This is a genomic window from Chitinophaga alhagiae (assembly GCF_003568665.1).
In the GTDB taxonomy this organism is placed as follows: Bacteria; Bacteroidota; Bacteroidia; order Chitinophagales; family Chitinophagaceae; genus Chitinophaga; species Chitinophaga alhagiae.
This window is the reverse complement of the sequence record NZ_QXMH01000001.1, coordinates 290,321-312,433: the sequence shown is the minus strand read 5'-3', so window position 1 is coordinate 312,433 and position 22,113 is coordinate 290,321. Positions and strand designations below refer to the sequence as shown.

Here is a 22,113-nt window from a genome sequence, read left to right as displayed (position 1 = left end):
CTCTAAACGCAATTGTATATGGCAGGGGGCGCAGTTTCCACAACCAGTTATACACCCACCGGTACACAAAACGGTCAGAAGTATTTATTTCCCTTCATTCTTGTAACCAGCCTGTTCTTTATGTGGGGCCTGGCTTACGGGCTGCTGGACGTGCTGAACAAACACTTCCAGGAAGCGCTGTCTATAGACAAGGCCCGTTCCACCCTGCTGCAGGCCGCCTACTTCGGCGCCTATTTCATTATGGCGCTGCCGGCGGGGTACTTCATGAAGAAGTACAGCTACAAGTCAGGCATCATTTTCGGATTGCTGCTGTACGCGGCCGGGGCGGCGCTGTTCTACCCTTCGGCCCATTTCGCCAACTTCAATTTTTTCCTGCTGGCCTTGTTCGTACTGGCTTCCGGGCTTACCTTCCTCGAAACCGCGGCCAACCCTTACGTGACGGTGCTGGGAGACAAATCCCGCTCGGAGTTCCGCCTCAACCTGTCCCAGTGCTTCAACGGGCTGGGCTCTTTCCTGGGCCCGCTGATCGCCTCTCAATTGTTTTTTGGCGGAGCGGGAGAAGGCGCCGGCGGCAGTGCTGATCTTTCATCCGTACAACTTGTATACATCGTGATGGCGGCAATTGTGCTGTTCATAGCGTTCCTTTTTTACCGCACCCGCCTGCCGGAGATCTCCGTCGCGGAAGAAGGCGCCGCCGCAAAGAGCGGCGCGGGTAAAGGGCTGTTTGCCCACCGCCACTTTGTATGGGGCGTAGTGGCGCAGTTCTTTTATGTGGCCGCCCAGGTGGGCGTTGGCGCGCTCTTCATCAACTATGTAACGGAATACTGGGAAGGGGCTACCAGCGCCAAAGGCTCCGCCATGCTGGGCGTAGCCCTGGGCCTCTTTACCATAGGGCGTTTTGTGGGCACGGCGCTCATGCGCAAAATTGCGCCCAATACGCTGCTCGCCGTATACGCGCTGATCAATACCGCGCTGTGCGCGCTGGTAATGTCCGGCCAGGGGGCCGTGTCCGTATACGGGCTGATGGCCATCTTCTTCTTCATGTCCATCATGTTCCCCACTATTTTTGCACTGGCGGTGAAAGGCCTGGGAGATCATACCAAAGAAGGTTCTTCCTACCAGATCATGGCCATTGTGGGCGGCGCGCTGGTGCCCTACGTAATGGGCACGGTGGCGGAAACACAGTCTACCGCGTTCTCTTTCATAGTGCCCCTTATCTGCTTCGTAATTGTGTTCTTTTACGGCTGGCGGGGATACCGGATCAGGTAAACATTCATTGATTGTACATAGTCCCGGTAGCCTGGCGGCTGCCGGGATTTTTTTTGGACCCTGCAAACCTTTATCAGGATTTTCTAACCAAAGGTGCAAACCTATTTCAGGACAAGGCCAAAAGCCTTGCTGCTGGCGGGTTTGAGATAGGATATCTTACCCATATCATACCCATGTCCCAAGGATATCCCATCCATATCTCACCCCTATATAGAGGTAACTTATCTATGCCTTATCTGTATGTAAAGCATTGTTTATCAGTAAAATGTTCAAAAGTCCACCCGGCTGTTGCCATACCGCTGCCGCCCGGAAAGGACGAAATAGCAGGGGAGGTGCCGCCTTTTTTGTACCTTTCACAACAGAAACCTCCGCATATGAAACCAAAAGCCCTCCTGTACATTTTCTTCATGCTATTGATGGCCTGTAAAAAGGAAAAGCAGGAGCAGGGCACCCTCCAGCTTACCTTCACCAACGTGGTGAACGGGGCCGCGCTCACCCTTAATACGGCCAGCTATACCAATGCGGCGGGAGAGGCCTTTACCGTGAGCGCCTTCAGGTATTACATCAGCAACATCACCCTGGTACGGATGGACAACAGCGAAGTGAAGCTGGCTGACACCTACTTCCTGGTAGATGAAAGCAAGCCGGCTTCCAGGACCCTGCAGGTAATGGCCCCGCGGGGCGAATACAGGGCTTTTTCCTTTCTGCTGGGGGTAGACAGCGTCCGCAATGTAAGCGGGGCGCAAACAGGCGCTTTGGACCCTGTAAACGGCATGTTCTGGAGCTGGAACAGCGGGTACATCATGGCGAAGATGGAAGGCACGTCTCCCGCATCCGCAGCGGCGGGGCAGGCGCTGACCTTTCACATCGGCGGGTTCAGGGGGGAGTACAACGCGGTGCGGCGCATCAGCCTGGTAAGCCCCATCAGCCTCACGGTGGCGGCAGACCGCAAGCCTGATGTAACCATCAAGGCAGACCTGTATACCTGGTTCAGCCTGCCCAACCAGGTGCAGTTTGCGCAAACCGCTACCATCCATGTGCCGGGAGAAGACGCCTGGAAAATATCGGAGAACTATAGCAATATGTTCCGCATTACGAGTGTGACCGACCTGTGATACGTTACGCGATCTATATGGGCTGCCTGTTCCTGCTGATCTGGAGTTGCAGGAAAACCGCCTCCGTAAGGCCGGGGCCACAGCCGTATACGCTGGAGCTGCCGGCAGATTTTCCGGCGCCGGTGTATGATATGAGCCAGAACCCGCTCACCGTGCAGGGCGTTGCCCTGGGCCGCCGCCTCTTTTATGACCCGCGCCTCTCGCGCGACAGTACTATTTCCTGCGGCTTCTGCCACCAGCAGTTTGCGGCCTTTGCGCATTTTGACCACCCGCTGAGCCACGGCATCGATAACAACACGGGCTTCCGCTCCGTGCCCGGCCTGTTCAACCTCATCTGGCAGAAAGATTTTATGTGGGACGGTGGGGTGAACCACCTGGAAGTACAGCCGCTGACGCCCATTACAGACCCGAATGAAATGGGGGAAGACCTGGGCCGCCTCATCAGCCGCCTGAACGCGGACCAGCAATACCGCGCCATGTTCAATGACGCCTTCGGGGAAGGGGAGATCAACAGCCAGCGGCTGTTCAGGGCACTGGCGCAGTTCATGGCCACCATGAACTCCTTCCACTCGAAATATGACAGCGTGATGCGCAAGCTCCCCGGCGCGCAGTTTACGCCGGAAGAAGCCAACGGCTACCGCGTTTTTCAGGAAAAATGCGCGGCCTGCCACAAGGAGCCCCTGTTCACGGACGGCTCATACCGCAACAACGGGCTGCCCTACAACCCCTACCTGCACGATGCGGGAAGGATGCGCATTACCAACAGTACCGGAGATTACCTGAAGTTCAAGGTGCCCTCCCTGCGTAACATCCTGAAGAGCCCGCCGTACATGCACGACGGCCGCTTTTACGACATATTCAACGTGTTTGACCACTATGCCGAAGGGATAGAGCAAACCCCCACCATAGATCCCCTGGTCAGGAACGGCATCCCGCTTTCCGTATCGGAAAAACGTGAATTGTACTTTTTTCTGAATACGTTAACCGACCATACGTTTATCAACAGTAAGGCGCTGTCTGAAATATTGATCGATAACTAATTGTTAATAAGGAAGTTGGGTTTCATTAACATTTTTGAGGGCTTTTATTAACGCTTTCTGGCAGGAAATTTGCCAATTCCAGGCGTCATGAAAATAAAGGTATTAAATAATGTTGTAAAGTGTGTAGTGGCGGTGCTGACGGTACTGGCCCTGGGCACTGCGCCGGTACTGGCACAGCAGAGGGCCAAATCGCCTTCTACGGGTGTTGCCAGCTATTATGCGCAGAAGTTCCATGGCAGGCAAACGGCCAGTGGTGAAATATTTGATAATACCGCCATGACGGCCGCGCATAACTCCCTGCCCCTGGGCACGCTCATAAAAGTGACCAACCTGCGCAACCACCGCTGGGTAGTGGTAAAAGTAACAGACCGCCTGCATCATGCCAACCGCCGCATTGTAGACCTTACGCAGGCCGCGGCCAAAAAGCTGGGCTTCATTCACTGGGGGCTTACCCGGGTAAAGGTGGAAGTGGTATCTGGCGCGTTCATGAACAGCCTGCCTATGCTTGACCTGGAGCTGGCCGCCGCCAACTAGGGTTACTTTTTCTTCCGTGTAAAACAACTCATCACATGATCGTTCACCATACCGGTGGCCTGCATGTACGCGTAACAGATCGTAGAGCCAACAAACTTGAACCCGCGTTTCAGCAGGTCTTTGCTCATGGCGTCTGATACGGGCGTTTTGGCGGGTACTTCGCCCAGGCTTTTGAAGTGATTGATGATGGGCTGATGGTCAACAAATTGCCAGATGTAACGGTCAAAGCTGCCAAACTCCTTTTGCACGGCCAGGAAGGCCTTTGCGTTAGACACCACGGCGCGCACCTTTAGCTGGTTGCGGATAATGCCGGGGTCTTGCAGCAGTTTCTCTATCTTTTTCTCCGTATACTTCGAGATCTTTTGCGCATCCCAGTTATCGAAAGCCCTGCGGTAATTTTCGCGTTTGGTGAGCACGGTGTACCAGCTCAGGCCGGCCTGCGCGCCTTCCAGGTTCAGCATTTCAAACAAGTGGGCATCGTCGTGGCTGGGAATGCCCCACTCATGATCGTGGTAGTCTTTGTACAACTGGTCTTTTACGCTCCAGCCGCAGCGTATCTTTTCCTCTTTCATAGCGCCCACTGCCTGATGATCTCTTTCACCTGTTTTTTATAGGCCTTCAGGTCTGCCTGGGTCTGTTGTATAAAGCTGTTGTCTTCCAGCTTGCCTACTACGGTGTCCATTTCCGCTTCATTTTCATATGCCATGCGGCGGAAGGGGTTGAGGTAATCTTTTTCGCGGGAGTGGTAAATGCTTTCCGTGATGCTGCTCAAGGTATGAACAGACTGTTCCAGGTATTTTTTAAGCAGGGCCGGGGTCAGTTCTCCGGCGCTGACCTGGTGCAGGTGCAGCAGGCAGGCCAGGGCGTGGTGCAGCTTGTCTTGCTCATATACGGCGCCTAACTGGCGGTAGGCTTCGTGCAGCTCCGGCCAGCCGGTTATTTTTCCTTTGCGGATGCGGTTTTTCAGGTCGTCCAATGCATCTGCCTTTACCAGTTGCCCGCCGGCGTTGTACCATGCGGTGCGCCGGCTGGTTTTGCAAACGGCCTGCAGGGTTTTGAAGGAGGTGATGTTAAAACCGGCGGCCAGCTTTACCAGGTTGCGCATGGCGTAGAGGTTCACCAGTTCGCGGAAGAGGGGATATGCTTTATGCACCTTCAGCAACTGCGCTTTGCGGGAAGAGTTCTCTATGCCTTCTACCAGTATTTCCGCGCGCCCCACTTTGGCGTTTTCTTCCAGCAGCATTTGTTTGCCTTTTTGCTGCAGGGCTTTTTTGCCCGCTTTGTCTTTCTGGCCGTGGAAGGTTTTGCCTACGGCATATTCCATCAGCTCCAGGGAGTGCAGCAGTTCTTCCGCCGAATCAGGCGCCAGGTAATCATATTCTATCAGCTGGGTCTTATCCGTACGTTTGTCCCGGTCTACATACTTCCAGGCGTTGCGGGCCAAAGCGTACATGTTGTGCATGAACCAGTAGCCCGGCATTACCCGCAGCATGTTGTCATGCTCATCGTTCACTACCAGGCTGAATGGGAAGGGAATGTCCAGCTCGCTCATGTAGTTGCCTTTGGCAATGAGGGTGAAGCTGGCAAAGCGGGAATTGTGTTTGAGGCTTACGCACAGCCCGGGCCAGAAGCCCCTGCCGGCAATGATCTCACCGTCCGCCCCGCGGGAGTTGTGATTGGAGCCGATGGTAGCGCCGGCGGCCATGTTGCTTTGCCCCATTACCAGCGCGGCGCAGAGGAACGAGTTGTTATGGTGCTGCTCGTGCGCGGGAAATATGAGGGAGTTCAGTACTTCGCAGCAGGAAATGGTGGCGTTGTTGCCGAGGTACGAGTTAATGAGGCGCGCGCCGTATTTGAGCTGGGAGTGGGAGGCCATCACAAAACGTACGGCCTTTACACCGTAGAACACGCGGCAGCCCAGGCCAATGATGCCGTTCACCAGCTCGCAGCCTTCTCCTATCTGGGAGTGGGCGCCCGGCTCGCTGTTGATGGTAAGGTTCTTCAGTTTGTTGGCGCCTTTGAGGTAGGCATCGGAGCCAATGGTCACGTCTTTGATGATCTTGCAGTTCTTGATCACCGTGCGGTCTCCCACCATGCCGTAGTAGCCCCGCTTTTTATCGAACTGCTTTTCCGTGAATGCCTTGAAGCGTTCCATCAGCACGGTATCGTGGCGGTTGCGCGTCCACAGCCATGCATCGCCAGGCAGCATGCCGTCAAACGGCATTACGCTTCTGCCGCCGTTCTCGTTACACAGTTCCAGCCATATGCGCACGTTTTCCGGCTCGCCTTCTTTCACAATGCCGTTGCCGAACTTGGCATGGTCCGTTACGCCCATTTCGTTCACGTTGGCAATGATCACTTCGTTGCCGATGATGTAATGGGAGAGGAAGTTCACGTTGTGTACCACTACGTTGTCCCCAAAGTCGCAGGAGGCAATGGTGCTGTTGTACAGGCCCACGGGCAGGCGCAGGTTGTGGAACTCCAGGTAGAACGGTTCCAGCTTGCCAATGCGCACCATGCCGTAGAAGTGGCAGTGCTGCACCAGGTTGGGATCAAATTCGTTGTCTACGAAAATATTGTTCCAGTCATCTGACGTATTATCGTTCCGCACCAGTGTTTCTATTTCCCACGCTTTCAGCTTGCGGTGAACGGTTTCGCGGCCGCGCTGCTGGTCGCGCAGGTAATATTCGTTCTTGCCCTGCGGCAGGTAAGCGGGTTCAATGAACTGGTAGCCCAGCTGGCTGAGCGGTTTTTTTTCTATCCTGTTCATAAGCGTATTATTCTACGGTTACGGACTTTGCAAGATTGCGGGGTTTGTCTACATCATACCCTTTGGCCACGCCGATATGATAAGCCAGTAATTGGAGAGGTATCACGGAAATGAGCGGGGCCACCAGCTCATCTGCTTCGGGTACTACTATTACATCGTCCGCCATACCGGGTATTACCTGGTCTCCTTCCGTGGTAACGGCTATCACCTTGCCTTTGCGGGCTTTTATTTCCTGGATGTTAGACACTATTTTTTCGTAGTAGCTGTCTTTGGTGGCCACGAACACTACCGGCAGGTTTTCGTCTACCAGCGCAATAGGGCCGTGTTTCATTTCGGCGGCGGGGTAGCCTTCTGCATGAATGTAGGAAATTTCTTTCAGCTTCAGCGCGCCTTCCAGGGCAATGGGAAAGTTGTAGCCGCGGCCCAGGTAGAGGAAATCGTGCGCGTCTTTATACTTGTCCGCGATCTTTTTCACGGCATCGTTCAGCTCCAGCGCGGCGGCCACTTTTTCAGACACGCTCTCCAGCTCGTCCAGCAAATGCTGGAAACGCTGCGGCGTAATGGTGCCTTTGGCCTGGGCTATCCTGAGGCCGATAAGGGCCAGTACGGCCAGCTGCGCGGTAAACGCCTTGGTGCTGGCCACGCCTATTTCAGGGCCGGCGTGCGTATACACGCCGCCGTTAGAGAGGCGGGCTATGGAAGAACCTACCACGTTGCACACGCCCAATATGATGGCGCCTTTTTCTTTGGCGCTTTCCATGGCCACCAGGGTGTCTGCCGTTTCGCCTGACTGGGATACGGCAATGATCACATCGCCCTTGCCCACCACGGGGTTTCGGTACCGGAACTCCGAGGCGTACTCTACTTCTACCGGTATGCGGCACAGTTCTTCTATCATGTATTCCGCCACCAGGCCGGCGTGCCAGCTGGTGCCGCAGGCCACTATGATGATGCGGTTGGCGTTGGTCAGCATGTCAAGATGCTCCCGCAGGCCGCCCAGCGTGAGCTGCCCGTTCCTGGCGTCCAGGCGGCCGCGCAGGCTGTCAAAGATGGTTTGCGGCTGCTCGAAAATTTCTTTCAGCATGAAATGATCGTACCCGCCTTTTTCAATGGCGGCCAGCTCAATGTCCAGCTTCTGGATGTAGGGCGTTTGTATCTCGTTGGCAATGTTTTTCAGTATCAGCTCGTCCGCGCGGAGAATGGCGATCTCGTAATCGTTCACATACACTACCTCTTTGGTGTACTCTACAATGGGAGAAGCGTCCGAGGCCAGGAAGTGCTCGCCTTTGCCCACGCCTATCACAAGCGGGCTGCCTTTGCGCGCGGCAATGAGGGTGGAGGGATCGTCTTCGTCCACGATCACGATCACGTAGGCGCCCACTACTCTTTTGAGCGCAATGCGCACGGCTTCTTCCGTGCTGCACTGGTTGCTGCTTTTTATTTCCTGTATGAAATGCACCAGCACTTCCGTATCGGTATCGCTGGTGAAGGCATGCCCCTTGTTCAACAGTTCCTGCTTCAGCTGCGCATAGTTCTCGATAATGCCGTTGTGTACCATGGCCAGCTTGCCGTCTCCTGAAAGCTGCGGGTGGGCGTTGCGGTCATTCGGCTCGCCATGGGTGGCCCAGCGGGTATGGCCAATGGCAATATGGCTTTTCAGCTCTTTTCCGAGCACATGGTCTTCCAGCTCTGCTACCTTACCTTTCTTCTTGTATACTTTCAGGCTTCCTCCGTTCAGTAAGGCAACGCCTGTGCTGTCGTATCCCCGGTACTCCAGTCTTTTCAGACCTTTTAATACTACCGGGTATGCTTCCCGGTGACCAATGTAGGCTACAATTCCACACATAGTTGTATATCAGGTTTTGATGAATTATCCCCGCAATATGCAGTAAAAATTTTAGCACGGAAAGGAATTGCAGTAAATAAAAAAAATTAAAATGTGCCCCGTTGGAGGCACATTCCAGCATGTTTGCGAGCGTGTAAAAAAGCAGTATCAGTAATCTGCGCCGGTCATGTCCATAAAAGAACTGTCTCCGTTCCAGCCTGAACGGTTCCGGTACTTTACGTGGCGTATAACGCCTGTGATCTGCTCTGACAGCGGCTTGTCGGTTTTGTAACGGATGCGGGTGAATTGAGATAACTGGTCGCTGTCCGCGCATTTCTTTTCATCTTCCGGCTGCGGGCCGCTGATGCCCAAGTACCAGGTATCCGCATCTTTTTGCCGGTATTTGTAAACGTACACGGTGCTTTTCCGGAAGCGGTACCAGGTTTGTTTCTTGCCTAGTAATACGAGGGTGTCTACTTTCACATTGTACTCCATGGCGCCGTACAGCAGGCTGCGCGCCATCAGCTCCTGTTTGTTGTAGGCGGCGGGGAACCTGTTTTGTTGATTGATGGCGCTGAGGGCCGTCCAGAGCGAGACCCTGTAGCGGTCTTGCGCCGCAATGGTCTGCAGCAGGCTGTCTGATACCGGCAGGTTGTTTTTCATATACAGCTGTGCCAGCAAGACCTGTTGCGCGGGATTGCCGCTGCTCTCATAGCGCGCCAGGAAACGTTCGGCATTTTTATGCTGTTGCCGGAAGGGCAGCAGCAATACGGCAAAATCGTGCAGGGTGGTGTTGGCTTCCTGCGCTTCGTTTTCCATCTCGTCATCATCCCGCCGGTGCAGCCTGTTCTGCTCGTCCGCCAGTTCTTTCTGCAGGGCAATGCGCGCGTCAAAGGCCAGCTGGCTCACGTGGTCCGCGTACAGGGAGGGTTGTACCAGGCTGCTGTCTACCAGCGTGGAGAGCAGGTTGTATACGGGCTCTTTGTAATCCGTGAGCGCGGTCAGCTCCAGCAGGTCGGGGAAGAGGGCGCGGGCCAGTTGCAGGGAATCGTATAACGGGCGGAAGAGGGGATAGATATTTTCACCGTCGCTGAAAACGGGAATTTCTTTCAGTACCAGGTTTTTAAACAGGGCGTGGCCGGCCGTTGTTTGCTGGCGCAGCAGGGCTATCAGTATGCTGCGTTGCAGGCTGGCGGTATCATTGGCGGCCTCATAGGCTTTCTGGAGAAAGGGCAGTATGTCAGGATGTTTGATGCGGCCCAGCTCACCGATGAGGTCTGTTTTCACATCCATGTAATTTTTTTCCGCCGCGCTCCAGCCGCGTATCATGCCCATGAGCACGGGCGCGTCTTCATCCTTGTAGTCAGGCGTGCCAACGGAGCTGCGCGCCTGCTGGCGGGTAGTGCTGTCTGTACTGTAAAAGTCCGCGAACAGGCCGGCGGCCTTGCTGGCATAAATGGAGGCGCCAATGGCGGTATCCGCGGGCGTGAAACTGCTGAAGAAGGTGCGCACAAATTCAGAGGGGCCTTGTATGTTGTCTGTTACGCTATAGAGCGTGTACTGTACGCCGTTGCGCAGTATCACCTTGTACTGCAGGCTGCGGCTGCTGTTGGTGTCACGCATTTGCAGCAGCATGCTTTCCCAGCCGGGCAGGCGCTCATATTGCTGCTGGTGTATCACAAAATCCCCGCGGTCGCTGAGGTCTTCCACCTGGTTTTGCCAGAAGCCCGCGCTGTCTTTGGCGCTGTAGTAGCGATTAAACTTGCGGAATATCACCCGTACTTCCTCACCGGTGCTGTCTACCCTGAACACCTTGTTGCGCACACGGTTCAGGTGTTCGTTGTTCTCGCCGGCGCCGCTGCCGGTGAAGGCTTCCATCAGCATTTCATCATCATTGGGCACTACGGCGGTTTTCACGGAAAAATGGAGGCTGGTGTCACGGTACTGTTCAAAGCGCCGGTACACCGGTTGCGCGGGCGTGAAGGAGTTGAAAAATTCCTGTACGGGTTTTTTATCGTTCCGGTACCGGGCGGAAAGCAGGTAGTAGTGCGCGCCGCGCAGCAGTATGCGGGTTTGTGTGTAACTATTGTCTGTATTGAGGTGCAGCAGCTCCAGGCAGGGGTAGCCCTGCCAGCTGATGAAGCGGCGGCTTTTCTGTTGTTTGATGAATTGCGACTGCAGGAAACTTTCTTCCGCAAAGCTCAGGTCTACGGTGTCTTCTTCCAGCGAGGAATAGTCTGGTATGGTTTTGTGCATCACCAGGTAGCTGTTGCCGTTGCGGCCGTCCAGCGCTTCGTATTCCATACGTTTGCTGAGGGTGCGGAGGGCAACATGGTTGGCCGTTACAGGCGTATGCGGCATTTTTACGCTGAACCCGGCGGCGGCGTGGTAGTCCGTCCAGCTGCCGCTGCTGAACGGTTTGAGGCGGATGGAGGAAAAGAAACGCGCGGCTTCTTCACCTGCTACGTACTCACCGTTGCCGCTGATCTTGAATATGATGATCTCGAAGGGCGTGATGAAAATGTTGTACCGCTGCAGGTCTCCGCGGCGGGTGCGGTTGCTGATGTCAAAGCCTTTGTAGCCGTTGAGGTGGATGGTTTTTTTAGAGATGATCCTGCCGGGAATGTTCTCGTACAGGAGGCTGTCTACTTTCAGGTATACGTCTTCTTCCCGCTGGCCGAGGCTGAGGGCGTTGGTCTTGATGCGGCTGACGAGGTAATAGGCGCCGTTGGCCAGGTCTGCGTATTGCAGCTGGTTGAGCATGGTAAGGTTGCTGAAGTTGTACAGCTTGCCGGGCACGTCTGCTTCCACCCAGCCGTCTTCAGACGCATAACGCCGGAAAGATACAGGTGCCTTGAGCTGGTCAAGCGTTTCTTTCTGCCCGCTGTCACGGTTGGTGGTGGCCACGGGCCTTACGGTATAGCCGGCTTTGCGGAGCATTTCTATCAGCCCGCGCTCCCCGGGGAGGTGGGCCGCGCCAACGCCGGCAAAGAGGGAGCCGCGGCGGATGATGGAGTCAATGGCATGGAACATGTTCTCGTTCCGTTTGTACAGGAACTTTTCCAGGAAAGCGGGCGATGCGTACTGGTCTGTGGAAATGGAATCCAGCATGTCCAGGTCCCCGCGGCGGTAAGCGTCGTTCAGTTTTCTGCGGGCCTCCTGCGGATTTTCCGCCTGGCGTACGTTTTTCCTCGCCTTGCGGTCGTTGGCCGCATCGCGGTAAGATTCCAGCATCAGCCGTTCAGACTCTTCAAAGTTTTCCACTCCGGCGGCCTTTTTGCCGAGCTTGCTGCCTACCTGGTAGATGTACATGTCCAGGAAAGTATCTTCTTCAAAATCTTCCTGCGCGGCAAAGGAGCGGTACAGCAGGTGGTTGATCATTTCAGGGCGGTAGGTGAGGCCCGTGCGCACCAGGTCTGCATAAGCGCCGATGGTAAAAGCATCAGGGCTCATGGTGCCGCTGCTGCCCATATCATGGAGGTAGCGGGAGCTGAGCCGCAGCATTTTGCTGTTGGAAAAATCTTCCTGCAATTGCCGCGGGTCGGTTTCCAGCGCTACTATGTCCGAGCTTCTGATGCAATGGTAAAAGGAGTCGCTCAGGTGAAAGGCCAGTTTGCTGCTGACGTGCATGGTACCGAAGAGGTAGGAAGGCTTTGGCATGTTCTTGCCGGAGATCTCCCACAACAGGCCCTGGTATTTTTTAGACTGTGCATGCAGAATGGTAGAGAACATCAGGGCCAGGCAGCAGCTTGCAACGCTTTTCAGACGGTTCATATGGAGACTCCAGGGATTTAGGTACCTCCAAATATACTGAAATTAGCGGCGTTGCAGTACCCGTTCAAACAGGGCCAGGATGCGTTTGTACTCGTCCGTCCAGCTGGCAGGCTCCGTAAAGCCGTGGTCTTCTACCGGGTATACGGCCAGCTCCCAGTTGTTTTTTCCAAGTTCAATGAGGCGCTGGGAGAGGCGTACAATGTCCTGGAAGTGCACGTTCACGTCTACCATGCCATGGCACATCAGCAAGTGGCCTTTGAGGCCTTCGGCGAAGTAGATGGGAGAGGAGCGGCGGAAGGCAATGCTGTCTTCGGCCGGGCGGTTCAGGATGTTGGCGGTATAACCGTCGTTATAATGCGCCCAGTCCGTTACGGAGCGGAGGGCGGCCCCGGCCGCAAAATCATCTGGTGTGGTGAACATGGCCATAAGGGTGATGAACCCGCCGTAGCTGCCGCCGTAAATGCCGATGCGCTTGGGGTCTACGCCATGCTGCTGTGCCAGGTAACGGGCGCCGTCAACCTGGTCTGTCAGGTCTTTGCCGCCCATATGCCGGTATATGCCGGTGCGCCAGTTGCGGCCGTAGCCGGCGCTGCCGCGGTAGTCTATGTCCAGCACGGTGTAGCCCAGGTCTGCCAGCAGGTTGTGGAACATGTATTCCCGGAAGTACTGGCTCCACCAATGGTGGGCGTTTTGCAGGTAACCCGCGCCATGCACGAATATGACGGCCGCACCGTTCTTTTTGGCGGCATCGGGGGTGTAGAGCCTGGCATGTACGGTCTCCCCGTCCCGCGCCTGGAAGGTGACCACATTGGCGGGGCGCCATGGGTATGCCTTAAATTCAGCAGACTGCGCCAGGTGGGTGATCTGCACAGGTGGGGCGCCTGCCTTGTTTTCCTGCAGGTACAGCTCCCAGGGCTGGTTGGAGCGGGAGTAGCGGTAGGCCAGCCACTTTTCATCGGGACTGAGGCTTACGCTGTGGGCGCCTGGCATGCTGGTCAGCCTTTCCGCACGGCCGCCGGTTACGGGCAGCCTGTAATATTGTTTTTCACCGGGGTGTACTTCGTTGGTGAGGAGGTAAAAGTAATCCCGGTTGCGGGAGAGTTTGGCTTCCTGCACTTCATAGCTGCCATGCGTAAGCGCCTTTTTCTGTTTTGCGGCCACATGGTAAGTGTACAGGTGGGAGTAACTGGTGGCCTCGCTCTGGAACCAGCACGTTTGCTCGTCTATCCAGCCCATGCCGGCGCTGTTGATGCCGGGGCCGCCTATCCAGGCCTCGTCCCGCTGGCGGTCTACCGGTTCCAGCCCGCCGGTGGCGCAGTTCAGCAGCATGATCCAGCGGTCTTTATTATCTTCTGACGTGATGTTCACTAGCGCATGCGTGCCGTTGGGAGACCAGGATGGCCCGTAGATGGAAACCGCGCGCGTTTTTCTGGCGGTGTCTTTGCCGGGGTAGTCTTTCACATAATCCGGCTTGTCTCCCAGGCCGGGCAAGGCGGCGGTCCTTACCGGCAGTACGGTATCTTTTTCCCGGTCAAATACATAGCTGTAGGAGGTACCCTGCGGACTGCCTACTTTCGGGCGCGCGGTGAGAGCCGCCGTGTAGCCGTTTTCGGTAACGTAGCTGGGCACCTGTGTGCTGCTGCCGGCCGGCGCCCTGTAGAGGCGGTACACCACAAAACGCCCGTCCGGGCTGATGCGTGCATCTGTCAACACTTTATCTTCCAGGTAAATAGTGCGCAGCTGCCGCGCTTCCGGCAGGCTTTTACTGAATGTTTTGGCTGCCTCCGCTTTGGCTTTCTTTTCCCGTAATACATCAAACAGGTCTTGCTGCTGGTTTTGCAGGTACTGTTGCTGGGGCGTAAGCACAGCGGGTTTGTCTGACGGTTTGGCGCCGCTGGTAAAGTCTGTGAGCTGCTCCGTTTCCCCGGTTTTGATGTTCCAGGAGTAGAGGTTGCGGTTGCGCCGGAATATTACGCGGGTATCGTTGAAAGAAAAGCCGGCGGCGGTTTCCTGCTCGGCGGTGCTGGTAATGCGGGTATCTGTGCCGCCGGCCGCACTGTGCAGGTACACGTCTCCCTGGTAGGTATACACGCTTTGCGTGTAAGACCGGTTGTACTGGGCATTGTTGCGGGCGCTGATGCGGCCGCGTTCCGCCGCGGGTGTTTTTACTGGCGTGCGCGCGGCAAGGCTGATGCTGTACAGGGAGTCCGCATAGGCCTTTTCTGGATTCCAGAGAAAATATACCGTTTTGCTGTTGCCGTCCCAATCAATGTTGTCTGGCGAGGTGCCGATCCATTGCGGGTCACGCATGATCTTTTCTACGGTAAGTTGCTGGGCATGGCTGGCAATGGCAGGCAGTACACCCGCCAGGAACGCGAGTACTATTTTCATATTGATGAATAGTGTAGAATTTTATAATTTGTTGCAAGATAAGGAACAACATGGGCACAACAGCGCGCAATATGATGACCGGCATGCTTTTCCCTTTACTGCTGGCGGCCTGCGGGCAAGGGCAGCAGGCGGCGAGGGAACAGGTGCCGGTAACGGAAGATACCACTTTTCTGACGGGCACCTTCTTCCTGGTGCGGCATGCGGAAAAGAATCCCGGGGCAGACTCCACGCTCACCGCGGCGGGCCTGCAGCGCGCCGGCAAATTGTACCGGCTGCTGAAAGATTCCGCCATCAGCAAAATATACAGCACCAGGTACCGGCGTACCATGCAAACGGGAGACAGCCTGCGCATCCGCAACAGCATAGACACCGTGCTGTACCAGCCGGACAGTACGGGCGAGTCCCTGCTGTACGAGATCAGCCGGCGGGGAGACTGGGGCCGGCGCATCCTGATCATAGGCCACAGCAACACGCTCCTCCCCATCCTCAAAAGCCTGAACGTTGATCCGCGTATGGACGCTATTGCAGACACGGATTATGGCAACCTTTTCATTGTATATAAGTCAACTAAAGGCAGCCGGCTGGTGAAGCAGCGGTATTGACCAATACCGCCGGCTGGATTGGAGGCGCGGATTGGCACAACAGGCAATATGCTGAGACTAGGGCCTCCAGGCGGCAGAGCAGTTTTGCTGCGGTGCGCCGCGTTACAGCAAGATCCCGTTCAGGAACAGGTACGCCACGCTGAAATAGATCAGCAGCCCCGTTACATCCACCAGCGTGGCCACAAAGGGGGCGGAAGAGCTGGCCGGGTCCGCGCCCGCTCTTTTTAGCAGCAGCGGCAACATGGAGCCGGAAAGGGTGCCCCATAGCACTACGCCAATGAGCGACACGCCCAGGGTAGCGGCTATCAGGAAAGTATGTTCGCCGTAAGTATGGAAGAAGGAGTTCCAGATCAGTATCCGTAAAAAGCCCACCAGCCCCAGCACGCTGCCCAGCATCAGGCCGGAGAATATCTCGCGGCGCATTACGCGCCACCAGTCACGCGTGGTCAGCTCACCCAGCGCCATGGCCTGGATGATGAGGGTGGAAGCCTGGGAGCCGCTGTTGCCGCCGCTGGAAATGATCAGCGGTACAAACAGGGCCAGTACCACGGCCTTGGCTATTTCATCTTCAAAGTAGGTCATGACCGTGGCGGTGAGCATTTCCCCGATGAAGAGGATGACCAGCCAGCCCACGCGTTTTTTGATGAGGCTGAAAAAAGGCATGTCCAGGTAAGGCTCGTCCAGCGCTTCGGTACCACCTATCTTCTGTATGTCTTCCGTATGTTCTTCATTGGCGATCCACAGCATGTCATCTATGGTCACAATGCCCAGCATCACGCCTTTATCGTCTACCACGGGCAGGGCCACACGGTTTTCCAGCCTGAACACCTGTATGGCCTCCTCCTGTTCATCGTTCACATGGAGCGCTACAAAACGGTTGTCCATCAGTGACCTGACCTGTGTGGAGGGAGATACAAGCAGGAACTCCCGGATACGGAAATCGTCCAGCAGCTTGCCTTCATCATCAATGATATAGATCACGTCAATGGTCTCGCTGTCCCGCCCGTACATCCGGATGTGCTGCAGCACCTGTTCTACCGTCCAGTGAGCTTTGGCCGCAATGTAATCCGGCGTCATGATGCGGCCCACGCTGCTTTCGGGATAGCCCAGCAGGGAGAGGGTCACTTTTCTTTCTTCCGGGTGCAGCAGTTTGATCAGCTCCTGTACGGCCTGGCTGGGCAGCTCTTCCAGGAAGGCCGTACGGTCATCCGGCGGCAGCTCGTTCAGCAGCTCCGCGGTTTTGGCGGCGGGCAGCGCCTTGATGATGTCTTCCTGCGCGGGGAACTCCAATATCCTGAAAGCGGCGGCGGCGCGGCCAAGGGTGAGGTGTTCCATGATCACCACGGCCTCTTCGGGCACTTCATAGATGAGGTCCGCAATGTCTGTGATCAGCTGATCGTCCAGGAAGGTTTTCAGTTCCCGGGAGGGCTGCTCTTTGACCAGCTCTTCAAATCGCTCCAGTAATGCTGCATTTTCCATAGTAAACAGGCCTTGCGTGAAAACAGTTGTTATATGATCTCCTGCACATGCTTGCGGATGTTGCCGCTGATCACGTCCGTAGGCAGGTCGTTCGCATCTTTGCCGAAGGGGTCTTCGATCTCTTCCGCGATCAGCTCAAGGCTGGCCAGCACGTAAAAGATGAACACCACCATGGGTATGACCAGGTAACCCAACCCGAACACGTAACCCATGGGCAGCGTCATCACATAAAAGAAGATGAACTTTTTAAGGAACACGCTGTACGAAAAGGGGATGGGCGTGTTTTTGATACGCTCGCAGGCGCCGCAGATATCCGTGAGGGATTCCAGCTGCGCGTTGATGGTGATCAGCTGGTCACCGGTAATCACCTGCTGCCGGTACAGTTCCCCGGTTTTGTTCATGATGAACGCGGCTACCTGGTTGGGCATATGGCGTTGGCCGTCAAGGGCGGCCGTTTCCTCCGCCGTCAGCCCTTCCAGTGAATGTATGTGGAACTCCCCCCGCAGGTGGTCTTTCATGGCAAACGCATAGTTGGGTATCATAGTGTGGAAGTACGCCCGGGCCGGGTGCCCTTTGGGCAGTATGGCCTGCAGCTTCAGGGCCAGGTTGCGGCTGTTGTTCACCAGCAGCCCCCATTGCCGGCGGCCTTCCCACCAGCGGTCATACGCCGTATTGGTACGGAACACCAGCAGCAGCGATATCACAAAGCCCAGCAGGCCATGCATGGCCGTGATGTTCCGGATATGGTCCTTTTCAGACAGGCGGAACACTTCCAGCTCCAGCCAGGCTATTGCCGCGGAATAGAGGGCAATGGCAACAAACATCGGGAACAGCCTTTTAACGGTATCTGCCTTATGGATGCGGAAAATGAAAGTAAACCAGTCCTTCGGATTATAGTTGATCATACCGGCAAAAATAAATATCAATTCTGATTCCCCTGCATTTTGTTAACTGCCCGGTTTGATGTTATTTTACGTCTCTTTATTACGTGAGATTATGATCAAGCCGTATTTATACATTCAGAAAACGAAAGAAAAAGGCCGTGGTGTTTTCACCAAAGAACCTATTCCCGCCGGTACGCAAATAGAAATATCCCCCGTATTGGTGCTGTCCAACAACGATACGCAAATCGTAGACAAAACTAAACTGCACAACTACATTTTCCTCTGGGGCGCAAGGGAAACCCGCTCCTGCATTGCACTTGGCTTTTGTTCCATTTACAACCACGCGTATGACCCGAACTGCGAGTATGAAATGGACTTTGAGGCGGAAACGATGGCCATCAAGACCCGCCGCGATATCAGGAAGGGCGAGGAGCTGTCCATTAACTACAATGGAGAGGTGGAAGACAGTTCACCCGTTTGGTTCGATGTAAAACGCAAATAAAAAAATCCGGGCCGTATGCGCCGGATTTCTTAATATTGTAAATTATATAAGCACTTATATATTTATGGGATTTTATCCGAAACTGGGCTACCTGATCTTTGGCAGCCGGCTGCGGCGGCTGAGCGAATACTTCCTGGCGGAGGTGAACAAAGTGTACAGCCAGGCGGGCATCGGCTTTGACGCCAGCTGGTTCCCGTTGTTCTACCTCTTGTCTGAAAAGGAACAGCTGACGCTGATGGACATTGCCACGGAGCTGGAAGTATCCCACTCCGCCGTGAGCCAGCTGGTGACCAACCTGAAAAAGAAAGGGCTGGTGAAAACCAGCCGGTGCGAGGAAGACGGGCGCCGGCAATGGGTGGCGCTCACCAAAAAGGGGAGCGCTTTGCTGGAGCAGGTGCTGCCGGTCTGGAAAGGGATAGACGTGGCCATGCAAGAGCTGGTGGCGGAGCATAAACAAAGCAGCAAAATACTGGAGGCTATCAATACGCTGGAGCAGGCAGTAGAAGCGTTGCCGCTGGCGGAGCGCATCCGGCGGCGGTTGCCGGCCGGTATGCAAACAGACGTTCATCCAACAGGAGGCTGACCAGCGGCGGTTGCCGGCCGCCGCACAAACAGACATTCATCCAACGGGAGATTGACCAGCGGCAGTTGCCGGCCGCCGCCCCATCAACACCAAAATAGTTTTACATGAGCAAGGTTTTTAATTACGGTAAAGACACCCTCACGGTAGCCACGGCGCTGAACATTGCCGCCGGGCAAACAAAGGGCGTGCTGCTGCCGGAGGTGATGGCCCGTGTGGAAGCCAGCCACCGGCATGTGCAGGCCATAGTGCAGGAACATACCATTGTGTATGGCATCAACACCGGCTTTGGGCCCCTCTGCGATACCAAGATATCAGAAGAAGATACCCGCGCCCTGCAGTACAACATCCTGCAAAGCCACAGCGTAGGCGTGGGCGCGCCCATACCGGAAGAAATTGCGCGGCTGATGCTGATCACCAAAGTGCATGCGCTGGCGCAGGGTTATTCAGGCGTGGACCCGGTTACACTGCAGCGTATTATCTGGCATATTGAGCAGGGCGTTACCCCGCTGGTACCGGAAAAAGGCTCCGTGGGCGCGTCCGGGGACCTGGCGCCGCTTTCCCACCTGTTCCTTCCGCTGATAGGGCTGGGGCAGGTATGGTATAAGGGCCAACAGCTGCCCGCGGCGGACGTACTGCAACGGGAAGGATTGCAACCGGTAGTGCTGGGCCCCAAGGAAGGGCTGGCGCTGATCAACGGCACACAGTTCATACTGGCCTTTGCCACCAAAGCCGTGCAGCGCCTCTGGAACGCGCTGGAAGCGGCAGACGTGATCGGCGCCATGTCCCTGGAAGGATTGATGGGCACCGCCAAACCCTTTGACCCGCGGCTGCACGCCATACGGCCTTTCCCCGGCAACCAGCTGGTAGCCCACCGGCTGGACGCGCTGCTGCGCGGTTCGGAGATCATGGCCTCGCATGTGGACTGCGGGCGGGTGCAAGATCCTTATTCTCTCCGCTGCATGCCGCAGGTACACGGCGCTTCGCGCGCGGCCTGGCAGCACCTGGCAGCGCTGACGGCCATAGAGCTGAACGCTGTAACAGACAATCCCATTATTTTTTCCGCGGAAGACACCATCAGCGGCGGCAACTTTCACGGGCAACCCATGGCCCTGCCGCTGGACTACGCCACCATTGCGGCGGCGGAGCTGGGCAATATTGCGGACCGCCGCTGTTACATGATGATAGAAGGCCGCTACGGCCTGCCCAAACTGCTGATAGAAGATGCCGGCCTCAACTCCGGTTTTATGATACCGCAGTACACCACGGCGGCGCTGGTAACGGAAAATAAAACATTATGCTTCCCCGCCAGCGCAGACAGCGTACCTACCTCCCTGGGGCAGGAAGACCATGTGTCTATGGGCTCCATCAGTGGCAGAAAGCTGATGCAGGTGATCGGCAACCTGGAGTACATACTGGCGATAGAGCTGCTGTACGCCGCGCAGGCCATCAATTTCAGGCGGCCGCTAAAGTCTGCGCCGGTAATAGAAGCCTGCCACCATCACGTAAGGGAACATGTGGCCTTTGCCAAAAAAGACCGCGTGTTTGCCATAGACATTGCCGCGCTGCACCAGTTGGTAAGCAGCGGTTCACTAGTACAGGCAGCTAATGAAACGGCTGCCGCTCACCAGATCAATTTAAACGGCCCTTATGAAAAACAATTCCAGCTTCTTTGATACTTACGCGGCACACCCGCATTACAAAGCGCCCCGCGGTACACAGCTCAACGCGCGCTCCTGGCAAACAGAAGCCCCACTCCGCATGCTGCTGAACAACCTTGACCATGAGGTGGCGGAAAACCCGGATGAACTGGTGGTGTACGGCGGCATAGGGCAGGCGGCGCGCAACCGGGAAGCGCTGCAGCAGATCATCAACATCTTGCTGACGCTGGATGAAGATCATTCCCTGCTGGTGCAATCCGGCAAGCCGGTGGGCATTGTGCGCACCCACCCGCAAGCGCCCCGCGTACTGCTGGCCAACAGCAACCTGGTGCCCAAATGGGCTACCTGGGAGCATTTTAACGAACTGCGCGCCAAAGGCCTGATGATGTACGGGCAAATGACGGCGGGCAGCTGGATCTACATTGGCACGCAAGGCATTCTGCAAGGCACGTATGAGACCTTTGTGGAATGCGGCCGCCAGCATTTTGACGGCAACCTGCAGGGCAAGCTGCTGGTAACCGCGGGCCTTGGCGGCATGGGCGGCGCCCAGCCGCTGGCGGCTACCATGGCCGGTGCGGTGTTCCTGGGCGCAGACGTAGACCCAGCCCGCATACAGAAACGTATAGATACAAAGTATATAGACCGCATGACGCACTCTTATGAGGAAGCCATTGCCTGGGCAAAAGACGCCATGGCAAAAGGAGCAGCGTTATCCATTGGCCTTGTCAGCGATGCGGGGGATATGCTGGAACAGCTGCTGCGGGACAACATCACGCCCCACATCCTCACAGACCAGACCTCCGCGCATGACCCCGTGAACGGCTACGTGCCCAATGGCCTAGGCCTGGCGGAAGCGGCAGAACTTCGTACAACCGACCCCGTTCAATACAAACAGCTTTCGCTGGCCAGCATGGCGCGGCACGTAGGTTTTATGCTGCGGCTGCAGCAGCGCGGCGCCATTACGTTCGACTATGGCAACAACCTCCGCGAGTTTGCCCGCGAAGGCGGGGAAGCCAACGCTTTCAATTTCCCCGGTTTTACGCCGGCCTACATCCGGCCCCTCTTTTGTGAAGGCAAAGGGCCCTTCCGATGGGTGGCGCTCTCTGGTGACCCGGAAGATATTTATACTACAGACCGCGCGCTGATGGAAGCCTTTCCTGATAATACGCCACTGATCAACTGGCTGCAAAAAGCGCAGGAGCGGGTGGCCTTCCAGGGCCTGCCCGCACGCATTTGCTGGCTGGGTATGGGAGAAAGGGAAAAGGCGGGCCTGCTCTTTAATGAGCTGGTACGCAGCGGCCGGGTGAAAGCGCCCATCGTGATCGGCAGAGATCACCTGGACTGTGGTTCCGTGGCCTCGCCCAACCGGGAAACAGAGGCCATGAAAGACGGCTCTGACGCGGTAAGCGACTGGACGTTGCTGAACCTCATGTCTAACACCGCCGGCGGCGCTACCTGGGTGTCTTTCCACCACGGCGGCGGCGTGGGGATGGGTTACTCCCAGCACGCCGGTATGGTGGTGCTGGCAGACGGTACAGACCGGGCCGAGGCCTGCCTCCGGCGTGTGTTGTACAATGACCCCGCTTTGGGTATTTTCCGCCATGCAGACGCAGGATATGAAAGAGCGGAGGAGTGGAGCAGGAAGTTTGGCCTGCACCTGTAGCAAATTTACTGACACTAAAAACGA

16 protein-coding genes are annotated in these 22,113 nt (G+C 56.0%); 9 read left to right on the top strand and 7 right to left on the bottom strand.

Features of this window, described 5'->3' with window-relative positions; genetic code table 11:
- Positions 1–18 precede the first annotated feature (18 nt).
- From fucP to D3A97_RS01220, 4 genes are all read left to right on the top strand, one after another.
- Positions 19–1,269, top strand: coding sequence for an L-fucose:H+ symporter permease (gene fucP, locus D3A97_RS01235; RefSeq protein WP_119075870.1), 1,251 nt, complete (start codon positions 19–21; stop codon positions 1,267–1,269).
- Between the two features lie 374 nt (positions 1,270–1,643).
- Complete coding sequence (locus D3A97_RS01230; protein ID WP_119075867.1) at positions 1,644–2,384, top strand: MbnP family protein; 741 nt, start codon at positions 1,644–1,646, stop codon at positions 2,382–2,384.
- On the top strand, positions 2,381–3,424 hold the full coding sequence (locus D3A97_RS01225) for a cytochrome-c peroxidase (protein ID WP_232825812.1): 1,044 nt from the start codon (positions 2,381–2,383) through the stop codon (positions 3,422–3,424). The genes D3A97_RS01230 and D3A97_RS01225 overlap by 4 nt, the downstream gene beginning before the upstream one ends.
- A gap of 87 nt (positions 3,425–3,511) precedes the next feature.
- On the top strand, positions 3,512–3,958 hold the full coding sequence (locus D3A97_RS01220) for a septal ring lytic transglycosylase RlpA family protein (protein WP_119075862.1): 447 nt from the start codon (positions 3,512–3,514) through the stop codon (positions 3,956–3,958).
- A gap of 2 nt (positions 3,959–3,960) precedes the next feature.
- On the opposite strand, the gene D3A97_RS01215 is transcribed toward D3A97_RS01220, so the two are convergent.
- The 5 genes from D3A97_RS01215 to D3A97_RS01195 all read right to left on the bottom strand — a co-directional run bounded on the left by D3A97_RS01215 (position 3,961) and on the right by D3A97_RS01195 (position 14,718).
- Positions 3,961–4,530, bottom strand: a complete 570-nt coding sequence (locus tag D3A97_RS01215; RefSeq protein ID WP_119078368.1) for a DNA-3-methyladenine glycosylase I — start codon at positions 4,528–4,530, stop codon at positions 3,961–3,963.
- Positions 4,527–6,728 (bottom strand): DUF4954 family protein, encoded by a 2,202-nt coding sequence (locus D3A97_RS01210; RefSeq protein ID WP_119075860.1) that lies wholly within the window; start codon positions 6,726–6,728, stop codon positions 4,527–4,529. The genes D3A97_RS01215 and D3A97_RS01210 overlap by 4 nt, the downstream gene beginning before the upstream one ends.
- 7 nt (positions 6,729–6,735) lie before the next feature.
- A complete protein-coding gene (gene glmS / locus D3A97_RS01205; protein ID WP_119075857.1) occupies positions 6,736–8,574 on the bottom strand; it encodes a glutamine--fructose-6-phosphate transaminase (isomerizing) in 1,839 nt (612 codons plus the stop codon).
- A gap of 147 nt (positions 8,575–8,721) precedes the next feature.
- Positions 8,722–12,327, bottom strand: coding sequence for a TraB/GumN family protein (locus D3A97_RS01200; protein WP_119075855.1), 3,606 nt, complete (start codon positions 12,325–12,327; stop codon positions 8,722–8,724).
- Between the two features lie 42 nt (positions 12,328–12,369).
- Complete coding sequence (locus D3A97_RS01195) at positions 12,370–14,718, bottom strand: S9 family peptidase (protein ID WP_119075853.1); 2,349 nt, start codon at positions 14,716–14,718, stop codon at positions 12,370–12,372.
- Positions 14,719–14,768: 50 nt separating this feature from the next.
- Between D3A97_RS01195 and D3A97_RS01190 the strand changes: the two genes are divergently transcribed.
- Entirely contained in the window at positions 14,769–15,320 is a 552-nt protein-coding gene (locus D3A97_RS01190) for a histidine phosphatase family protein (protein ID WP_119075850.1), read from the top strand.
- A 102-nt stretch (positions 15,321–15,422) separates the two neighbouring features.
- Here the strand turns inward: D3A97_RS01190 and mgtE are convergent, their stop codons facing one another.
- Together mgtE and D3A97_RS01180 are read right to left on the bottom strand one after the other, a co-directional pair.
- Positions 15,423–16,799, bottom strand: coding sequence for a magnesium transporter (gene mgtE / locus D3A97_RS01185; RefSeq protein WP_119075847.1), 1,377 nt, complete (start codon positions 16,797–16,799; stop codon positions 15,423–15,425).
- Between the two features lie 29 nt (positions 16,800–16,828).
- Positions 16,829–17,704: a bestrophin family protein gene (locus D3A97_RS01180; protein ID WP_119075845.1), complete on the bottom strand. Its 876-nt coding sequence runs from the start codon at positions 17,702–17,704 to the stop codon at positions 16,829–16,831.
- A 91-nt stretch (positions 17,705–17,795) separates the two neighbouring features.
- On the opposite strand from D3A97_RS01180, the gene D3A97_RS01175 reads away from it, so the two are divergent.
- The 4 genes from D3A97_RS01175 (at position 17,796) to hutU (ending at position 22,089) form a co-directional block, all read left to right on the top strand.
- Complete coding sequence (locus D3A97_RS01175; RefSeq protein ID WP_119075842.1) at positions 17,796–18,185, top strand: SET domain-containing protein; 390 nt, start codon at positions 17,796–17,798, stop codon at positions 18,183–18,185.
- Positions 18,186–18,249: 64 nt separating this feature from the next.
- Positions 18,250–18,768, top strand: a complete 519-nt coding sequence (locus tag D3A97_RS01170) for a MarR family winged helix-turn-helix transcriptional regulator (protein WP_119075840.1) — start codon at positions 18,250–18,252, stop codon at positions 18,766–18,768.
- 104 nt (positions 18,769–18,872) lie between these two features.
- Positions 18,873–20,441 (top strand): histidine ammonia-lyase, encoded by a 1,569-nt coding sequence (gene hutH, locus D3A97_RS01165; RefSeq protein ID WP_119075837.1) that lies wholly within the window; start codon positions 18,873–18,875, stop codon positions 20,439–20,441.
- A complete protein-coding gene (gene hutU, locus D3A97_RS01160) occupies positions 20,416–22,089 on the top strand; it encodes a urocanate hydratase (protein WP_119075835.1) in 1,674 nt (557 codons plus the stop codon). The genes hutH and hutU overlap by 26 nt, the downstream gene beginning before the upstream one ends.
- Positions 22,090–22,113: the final 24 nt, after the last annotated feature.

Excerpts from the sequence above, each read along its gene's own strand:
- fucP (WP_119075870.1), top strand. The coding sequence starts at position 19 with ATGGCAGGGGGCGCAGTTTCCACAACCAGTTATACACCCACCGGTACA.
- D3A97_RS01230 (WP_119075867.1), top strand. The coding sequence starts at position 1,644 with ATGAAACCAAAAGCCCTCCTGTACATTTTCTTCATGCTATTGATGGCC.
- D3A97_RS01220 (WP_119075862.1), top strand. The coding sequence starts at position 3,512 with ATGAAAATAAAGGTATTAAATAATGTTGTAAAGTGTGTAGTGGCGGTG.
- D3A97_RS01215 (WP_119078368.1), bottom strand. The coding sequence starts at position 4,530 with ATGAAAGAGGAAAAGATACGCTGCGGCTGGAGCGTAAAAGACCAGTTG.
- D3A97_RS01210 (WP_119075860.1), bottom strand. The coding sequence starts at position 6,728 with ATGAACAGGATAGAAAAAAAACCGCTCAGCCAGCTGGGCTACCAGTTC.
- glmS (WP_119075857.1), bottom strand. The coding sequence starts at position 8,574 with ATGTGTGGAATTGTAGCCTACATTGGTCACCGGGAAGCATACCCGGTA.
- D3A97_RS01200 (WP_119075855.1), bottom strand. The coding sequence starts at position 12,327 with ATGAACCGTCTGAAAAGCGTTGCAAGCTGCTGCCTGGCCCTGATGTTC.
- D3A97_RS01195 (WP_119075853.1), bottom strand. The coding sequence starts at position 14,718 with ATGAAAATAGTACTCGCGTTCCTGGCGGGTGTACTGCCTGCCATTGCC.
- D3A97_RS01190 (WP_119075850.1), top strand. The coding sequence starts at position 14,769 with ATGGGCACAACAGCGCGCAATATGATGACCGGCATGCTTTTCCCTTTA.
- mgtE (WP_119075847.1), bottom strand. The coding sequence starts at position 16,799 with ATGGAAAATGCAGCATTACTGGAGCGATTTGAAGAGCTGGTCAAAGAG.
- D3A97_RS01180 (WP_119075845.1), bottom strand. The coding sequence starts at position 17,704 with ATGATCAACTATAATCCGAAGGACTGGTTTACTTTCATTTTCCGCATC.
- D3A97_RS01175 (WP_119075842.1), top strand. The coding sequence starts at position 17,796 with ATGATCAAGCCGTATTTATACATTCAGAAAACGAAAGAAAAAGGCCGT.
- D3A97_RS01170 (WP_119075840.1), top strand. The coding sequence starts at position 18,250 with ATGGGATTTTATCCGAAACTGGGCTACCTGATCTTTGGCAGCCGGCTG.
- hutH (WP_119075837.1), top strand. The coding sequence starts at position 18,873 with ATGAGCAAGGTTTTTAATTACGGTAAAGACACCCTCACGGTAGCCACG.
- hutU (WP_119075835.1), top strand. The coding sequence starts at position 20,416 with ATGAAAAACAATTCCAGCTTCTTTGATACTTACGCGGCACACCCGCAT.